The organism is Nostoc sp. WHI (genome assembly GCF_015714725.1).
Lineage (GTDB): Bacteria > Cyanobacteriota > Cyanobacteriia > Cyanobacteriales > Nostocaceae > Nostoc.
On the sequence record NZ_WBKM01000318.1, the window covers coordinates 1 to 7,804 of the forward strand.

Annotated in this window: 6 protein-coding genes and 2 pseudogenes; 2 read left to right on the forward strand and 6 right to left on the reverse strand. The window is 40.5% G+C overall.

Annotated elements, in window-relative coordinates; genetic code table 11:
• The 3 genes and pseudogenes from F8S12_RS32335 to F8S12_RS41210 all read right to left on the reverse strand — a co-directional run.
• Window positions 1–317 (reverse strand): FAD-dependent oxidoreductase (locus tag F8S12_RS32335; RefSeq protein ID WP_196520389.1); only part of this gene is annotated, 317 nt, incomplete at its 3' end.
• Between the two features lie 77 nt (window positions 318–394).
• Window positions 395–793, reverse strand: a complete 399-nt coding sequence (locus F8S12_RS32340) for a hypothetical protein (RefSeq protein WP_196520390.1) — start codon at window positions 791–793, stop codon at window positions 395–397.
• Window positions 794–809: 16 nt separating this feature from the next.
• Window positions 810–1,104, reverse strand: a pseudogene (locus F8S12_RS41210) (2Fe-2S iron-sulfur cluster-binding protein); the annotation flags it as partial.
• Between the two features lie 100 nt (window positions 1,105–1,204).
• Here F8S12_RS41210 and cimA point away from each other — a divergent pair.
• Window positions 1,205–2,911 carry a citramalate synthase gene (gene cimA / locus F8S12_RS32345; RefSeq protein ID WP_196520391.1) on the forward strand — a complete coding sequence of 569 codons (1,707 nt, stop codon included), beginning with the start codon at window positions 1,205–1,207 and terminating at the stop codon, window positions 2,909–2,911.
• A gap of 163 nt (window positions 2,912–3,074) precedes the next feature.
• Here the strand turns inward: cimA and F8S12_RS32350 are convergent, their stop codons facing one another.
• From F8S12_RS32350 to F8S12_RS32360, 3 genes are all read right to left on the reverse strand, one after another.
• Entirely contained in the window at window positions 3,075–3,308 is a 234-nt protein-coding gene (locus tag F8S12_RS32350) for a hypothetical protein (RefSeq protein ID WP_196520392.1), read from the reverse strand.
• A gap of 39 nt (window positions 3,309–3,347) precedes the next feature.
• On the reverse strand, window positions 3,348–6,338 hold the full coding sequence (locus F8S12_RS32355; protein WP_196520393.1) for a tetratricopeptide repeat protein: 2,991 nt from the start codon (window positions 6,336–6,338) through the stop codon (window positions 3,348–3,350).
• Between the two features lie 569 nt (window positions 6,339–6,907).
• On the reverse strand, window positions 6,908–7,141 hold the full coding sequence (locus F8S12_RS32360; protein WP_196520394.1) for a hypothetical protein: 234 nt from the start codon (window positions 7,139–7,141) through the stop codon (window positions 6,908–6,910).
• A gap of 160 nt (window positions 7,142–7,301) precedes the next feature.
• Between F8S12_RS32360 and F8S12_RS32365 the strand changes: the two are divergent.
• A pseudogene (locus tag F8S12_RS32365) lies at window positions 7,302–7,804 on the forward strand (flavin-dependent dehydrogenase); the annotation flags it as partial.

The following is a 7,804-nucleotide window of genomic DNA, read 5'->3' on the forward strand; positions in this document are numbered from 1 at the left end:
CTGCTCCCCTGCTCCCCTGCCTCCTCAAAGACGGGTGCGAGGATACCACAGGGCCAGTAGCCAGTATTTAAGCCGGTCAGTTCTTCTAATTTGCGCGTCCAGTCGGGATATAAAGCACGCGATCGCCAACACAAGGAGCGCATTGCTTCATTAGGGATGTTTTCTGCATCTGGTGCCAACATCCCGGCAGCAGCGTGGGTAGCAGCAGCCTGGAAGTCACGACAAAGCACGGTGACACTTGTCCCGCGCAGTTTGAGTTCAATGGCGATCGCTAAACCAATAACGCCGCCACCAATAATTACAGTCTCGCTAGTCATTAGTCATTAGTCATTAGTCATTTATTATTAGTACATAACTAATAACTCATAACTCACAACTAAAGACGGATATATTTTTACCACAAGGCTCGAATTGGTTCGTTGCCTTGATTTACATCGCTGGATGGCGTGTCTGTTCCTGAAGTATCTGTATTGCCTTCTGTTGTACTGTCAGCAGGTGATGTTGAGTCATTGGAAGGATTCTGGGCAACGCTACTCCTGTTATTAGGTCTTGGGGCTGCAATACTGCGCCTATTTTCGTTTGTTTCAGTTGTTTCATTTCCTTCAGTTGCATTTTCATCATTCTTGCTGCCAGCACTGCTATTAACATTGATATTAGCTGGCAGGACTTGTGATTTTTTGCCACCGGGAGCGTTAGCGCTTTGTACGCCCATCGGAAAGTTGATGCCTAGTAATGTACCAAGCAGAATGGCCAAACCTCCAGCCATCAAAATTAAGGGTGTCCATCTACCCATCTTGTTTTACTCCTTTTTAACCTTTTGGTGTCCACACTATTCGAGAATTTTCTCCCCAAAATCCATCAAACTTTGTCATTTTGACATCGCCTAAAATCTGAGTTTGGCAGTTTCTTACGTAGGTCTGTTGTAGGAGAATGGGGAGGAAGCGAACGCCGCGCTCGATCACGCCAATTCGCTGTTGATACTTTGCTTTCTACCTTAACTGTACAGATACCGCAACTGCCAATGCTCAGACAGTTTATTATCTTAGTACCGTCATTGTAGAGGTCAATACCATTTTGCAGCAAAATTTTTCGGAGATTGCCTCCTTGATCGAGCTAATACTTTAGGTATTTTTAAATTGCCAAACTGCCATTTTGTTGTATATTGACACATTGCCTCGAAATTTGTCTCGTCGCTCCCAGTTTTATGACCACAATTTCTTCACCTCAACTTTGGCTCTATGACACTACGCTACGGGATGGCACTCAGCGCGAGGGGCTATCAGTGTCGATAGAAGATAAGTTACGCATTGCCAAAAGACTCGATCAACTGGGAATTCCCTTCATTGAAGGCGGTTGGCCTGGTGCTAATCCCAAGGATGTACAATTTTTCTGGCAACTCCAAGAAAATCCGCTCAAACAAGCTGAAATTGTTGCTTTTTGTTCGACTCGCCGCCCCAATTCTACTGCCGCAACTGAACCGATGTTACAGGCTATTTTGGCTGCGGGGACTCGCTGGGTAACAATTTTTGGCAAGTCTTGGGATTTACACGTCACAACAGGACTCAAGACGACATTAGAAGAAAATTTGGCGATGATTAGCGACACAATTGAGTACCTCCGTTCTCAAGGACGTCGCATTATCTACGATGCCGAACATTGGTTTGATGGCTACAAGCACAATCCAGATTATGCTTTACAAACATTAGAAGCTGCGATCGCATCTGGTGCCGAATGGCTAGTCCTGTGTGATACCAATGGCGGCACTTTACCCCACGAAATTAGCCAAATTGTTCAAGATGTTAATGGTCATTTGTCATTAATCATTAGTCAAGAGCCAATGACCGATACTTCTCTACGAGAGGCTGCGCCAACGACTACGCTCAGTACAAGTGACAAAGGACAAAGGACAATACCCCAAATTGGAATTCATACTCACAACGATTCGGAAATGGCGGTTGCTAACGCAATAGCCGCCGTTATGGCAGGGGCAAAGATGGTACAAGGGACAATTAATGGTTACGGTGAACGTTGCGGTAATGCTAACCTTTGTTCGTTAATTCCCAATTTACAACTGAAGGCGGGTTACAGTTGTATCACAGAAGACCAGCTCACACAACTTACAGAAGCTAGTCGTTTTGTGAGTGAGGTGGTCAACCTCGCGCCAGATGAACACGCTCCCTTTGTGGGACTTTCGGCTTTTGCCCATAAGGGCGGTATTCATGTATCAGCCGTGGAACGTAATCCCCTAACTTACGAACACATTCAGCCGGAACAAGTCGGGAATCATCGCCGCATCGTGATTTCTGAACAGTCTGGACTCAGCAATGTTATCGCCAAAGCCCGCAGTTTTGGCATTGAACTCGATCAGCAAAAGGCAGAGGCCAGGCAAATTCTTCAGCGCCTCAAAGACTTGGAGAGTGAAGGATTTCAATTTGAGGCAGCAGAGGCGAGTTTTGCACTGTTGATGCACGAAGCTTTGGGCGATCGCCAGAAGTTTTTTGAAGTCAAAGGTTTTCAAGTCCACTGTGATTTGATTGAGGGCAAAGAAACTACCAATGCCCTAGCTACAGTTAAAATCGCTGTTGATGGGAAGAATATTTTGGAGGCGGCGGAAGGTAACGGGCCCGTTGCTGCGTTGGATGCGGCTTTACGCAAGGCTTTGGTGAACTTTTATCCCCAGATAGCAACCTTTGATTTAACAGATTACAAAGTACGGATTCTCAACGGACATATGGGCACTGCGGCAAAAACCCGTGTGTTCGTAGAATCAGGCAATGGTCGTCAACGCTGGACGACGGTAGGCGTTTCCACCAATATTTTGGCGGCTTCCTATCAAGCGGTGGTGGAGGGCTTGGAATATGGTTTGTTGTTGCACTCCCAAGGGTCAGCAGCTTTGAAAGCTTGTAGTTGACAAAAACTGCTATGTAGTGTAATATGCACTTCTCGATGAGAAGGGGAGGCGATCGCTAAAATGCGATCAAGTAATATTTACGTAAATTCAACGGTTTATATCAGTGTCCGCCTAAAGAGCCGTCAAAAAATAACTGGATCTCACTTTTTTGCATTGTTCCGTTCTAGACTATATCGCGCCAATTAGCAACCCATCTCTTAACGCCAACAGGCTCTCCACCCCCTGTAGAAATATCTCCGCCAAAATAAATTCCGTATGGCATTTTTACAGAAGGTCGTTTGCTATCAGAGCTTTCACGAGGAAGATTATAGATATTAATTCCCATGCTGATGGATGGATCTGTTTTGCTTGTATCTTCTTTTTGGACACTATTGGTAGAATACATTCTGATGTTCATGACTACAAATCTTCGCTTTTCATTACAAATTGAATATATTTAAGGAACTGTAGGGTTTGGAAGTCTCTTTAAAAATTCAGAAACTTCTTCTTTGAGTTGCTTAATCTCTAAGAGGGAGCTGCTATATCTAGAAGATTCCAAAGATATCAATTCATCTACTATTCTATCAGATTCAAGCGCCTTGTCTCTGGCGTTGTCTATATTGTCAGTAATGTAATATGCTACTGCTAGGTTGAAGAAGGTTTCGGGTCTTTTATCTTCTAGCTCAATCGCTGTTTCATAATTTTTAATGGACTCTTCATAATCCTGTCTGGCATCTGTATTATCCGCAGTCCTTCCTGTGCTCTTAAATTGCGCCCATTGAAAATAAACTTCAGCTAAATTTGCGTAGACTATGTAATCGTTAGCTCCTTGCTCAATCGCTTTTTTGTAGTAATCAATAGCTTGATCGTATTTGCTTTCAAATCTCTTGAGATACCCATAGTGAATATAAGTGATAGCAAGCTCTGGAGACAGTTCAATTGCTCTATCAAAATCACGACTAGCTTGCTTGGCATATTCTGAGAAATAATTTAACTTTTGCAGTTTCGCTTCCTTACTCAATTGCACATAGGCAAACCCTCGTCGCGCATAGTGTAGTGCGTGATTTTCATCCCTAAGACAAATAGCTTGACTAAATTTTTCAACCGCTTCTTGATAATGTCCTGTGTTAAGCAATACTAATCCCCAAGTTACCCATAGTGCAGCAGGACGATAACCTAATAGATACGCTCGTTCCATGTCAAAAGCTGCTTCTATAAAATTCTTTTCTGATGTTCCTAGAGTGTTTCTAATTGTTCCTCGATTATAGTAAGCAGTAGCAAGGCTATGATTATACTGTAAAGCTATCTCAAGATTTTCTAAGGCTGCAACTAAGTTACCTTGCTCCATGTAAGCCAGTGCACGATTATTAAATGCGTCTGCATTAGAAGGCACTATTCTGATAGCAAATGTGTTATCAGAAATAGCCTTTTCATAGTAATTTTGAGCCTCGGTGTAGTGAGATGAAATTTCTTTATGCAATTTTATGATTTTGCTTGATAATTGAGTGATTTCATTGGGTGTACTTCCCTGTTCATCTTCATTTTTATTCTGTTCGAGCAGAAGTTTTTTCTCCTTCTCCTTCTGTTTTGCGTTATCTCTTTGTTTATTTCCAAAAGCGATATATATCAAACTACGTCCAATATAAGCCCCAGCTTGAGGGTCAATCTTTAAAGATTCATCGTAAGCATTTTCGGCATCAAATAATCTATTGAGCGAATAATATCCTATTCCCAATTGTACCCATGCCTCAGCATTTGAAAGAGTCGGGCGGCTGAATAGCAATTGAGCAGAAATTCTACTAACTTGATTTTCAATTTCCTCCCTTTCCTGTGAAGTTAAGCTTTTTCCATAATTACGTCTGGTAATATCAACAACTTCGCCACCAAAACCTATAGAGCGTATTATTTCCTTTGCCCCTTGCTTTGCTTGCTCACGTGTAATATTTTCAAGATTTTTATAATACTCCTCAATCCGCACATAATTAGGATAATTTGAGTGATCACAAAGACGTTCTAATTCTGTTAAGTTAAATCCTAATCCAACTAAAAGTTTGCTGTAATCCTCTTGAAGCGAGATTTTACTCGGTGTCGTTTTCAGGTGAGAGGTGATTTCATGCAAAGCATCTAATAGCTTGGATTTCTGAACTTTTGGATTTTGTTGAGTTTCATTTTGAGTATCTTCACTATAATTATTCCTACCTTGTCGAGTTACTTCGGCTTCATACACTTTTACTTTTATTTGATTGAGTAGAGTATACAACTCGTGATATGTTGTTATTTGAAATGCAATAAATTGTTCAGTTCTTGCTCCTGCTTTCATATGTAAGATTGCCTGATCAATCCAATTGATTACTTGCATAGTATCAAACTGGGTAGTTAGAAGCAGTTTAGAAATATCAGCAGTCGCTAAAGCCTGAGCGTCATCAATTTCCAATTCCTCTAATCGCGATTGATGCCATTCATTGATACCTAAAATTTTCCTCAAAGGAAGCTCACTGTATTGATAAAGTGTTGGATCTCGAAAAGCACGCTTACCAACAAGAACAATCCAGCGTAAACCTTGTTCTGGGAAAAATCCGATCAGAAAAGCTAATATCTGCCACGGAATAAGTTCTTTTGCTTTAGCTTGAGCAGGTGTCTGTTGTTCAGAAGATGGGTTTTGTTGTTGCACAGTTCTGACGTCAGATGCCTTTGTATTCCCAGTATTATCTTTGGACATTTCCGACGTAATATCTCCTTGTTCAATTAATAAACCCATTCCAAACGCTATTGCTCCAGAAACTAGAATACGTAGGACGATGGTGGCATAAACTTGAGGTTGTAGATCAAAGGTATTATAACGGCGTATTACAAGGCGAATTCCAAATAAATAAGCTCCCAAGAAAGCATAAAAAATTATTCCTAATTGATTTCTAGCAAATTTATCCCCAGTAAGAAATTTTACAATTTTATTATTATTATCTGGTTCTATTTTAGTGACATAATAAATTGTAAAAACCAGTGTCGCTATTGAGGTAAGTAGGAGTATAAAAGTTCCAAACTGAATTGGATCATAAACCGTTTTATATAGTTTATCAAAGTCATTATATTCTTCTTCACTCACTAAGCCTAAAAGCTTTAAATCATTTTTAATCCGTTCAGCTTGAGTTCGTTCTGTTATATAAAACAGATAAGCAAAATATGAAGCAGGAAATATTCCTACTATTGCTATAATTACAACTAAAAAACTTATATAAAAACCATGATTTTCAGTCTTAAAAATATCCTTGTTGGTCAGAGAAAAAATTATCGCCAGGCTCACAATAGTAGCCCAAAATATTGTAGAAAAAACAACGATACTATTATATGCGAAAACAAAAGAGGGAAATATCTGCTTTTGTATCTTCTTGAAAAAATCCCATATCTTATCAAATGGGGACTTATTCTGTGTAGGTTGGGGGTTTGACATAGATATTATATTGGATATTAGATTACAAAATATTACTATGTAGCATAAAATACTACATAGTAATAATGCTATGTTGATTTTTTCATAACATTAATATATTACACAAGACGAATTGATAAGATTTCGGAAAGCTCTTTTCCGAATTTCGTAGGTGAGTAGGCATGGGTTTTTAGACCACAGAAAAACCTCAAATATGGTGAATTTTTCTTCTTAAGTAAAAAATAAAGCTTGGCTTAATAGGCATTTTACGGTGGTGAGATCAGGAGAATAAGCTGAAACGATTTAGTTAAAATCCTTTTTCAACCCATCGAACTAAACAAAAAAGGTAAAAGTAATTGCTTTCACCTTTTTCCTGACTAGTGCCCAGTGCTGATATGGTTAATTTAGTGGCTTCTATGCCGTAAATGCAAAAATAGCAACTCAATTGCCAATTCCATACTGACAATTATTGTTACTCTATAACTAAAATGCGATGCCTACGGCGGGCAAAGCCAACGCTAATATTCCAATATTTAGATGCAGACCCAAAAATCTAATGCTGCAACAAAAACTTCATCCTATCCAAGGTTTTAGGAGAACTTTTCCCAAGATTGGGCAACTAATTGGCTCAACCAGCGACGTTGTTGCCGATCCAACAGTGGATCATCTGCTAGCAATTGAGCAGTTAATTCTTCCAAAGATTGACCCTGAGCGCGGACAATTTTAATTACTCCAGCGATCGCACTGGCAACTAGTTCCTCATTAACGGGCTTTTGTCGCAGGGCAACAATTTCCTGGGGACTGTCTGGAATGGGATAATTCATGGTGTGGGTTTACAGAAATAGAAAATGAACAATAAATTTGACAAACTCTTAAAATTTCTTTACTGAATCTTTACGAAACTAATAGGGCGCAGTTTACCTTACTTTGTGCCTTTATAAAATCTGTCTTAGTGAGTAGATTGCTCGGAGATGTCAGGAAAAGATGAGAGAAATCCTTTATTTAGAAGTTCCAACTTCGGATACAGCAACTGTGCGTAACTGGTTACAAACAGATTTTGAACCCGGAAATGGAGAAAAAGTGCTTACCTCGGAAGGCTTTCGCCTCAAAATCCCCACTGCAACTACAACTGCTACCGGGGCTATTTCCGAAAACTTGCCTGTGGAACTTTCTGTATTTGTCTGGTCGGTGCAACGAACTACCTATCTGAAAGTATTTCGTTGGGCAGAACAGCCCTTTCCCAGTGAGGGGCAAATTCTGCAACGCCTAACCAAGGAAATCAGAAGCCGTTTTCCGCATCATTACCCAGAACCGCCAGCGATTGATTTATCCCAGCAATCGATTTTTGCAGCACTAGGCTCTGTTTATCCCCTCACCGTCAAATATTTTCAGAAAATGCCCAACGGTGAATATGACCTAACGCGTGCCTATTGGTGGGAACAACGATGGCGCGAAGGAGTACGGAATCCTCGGCAGCCCCGGCAGGT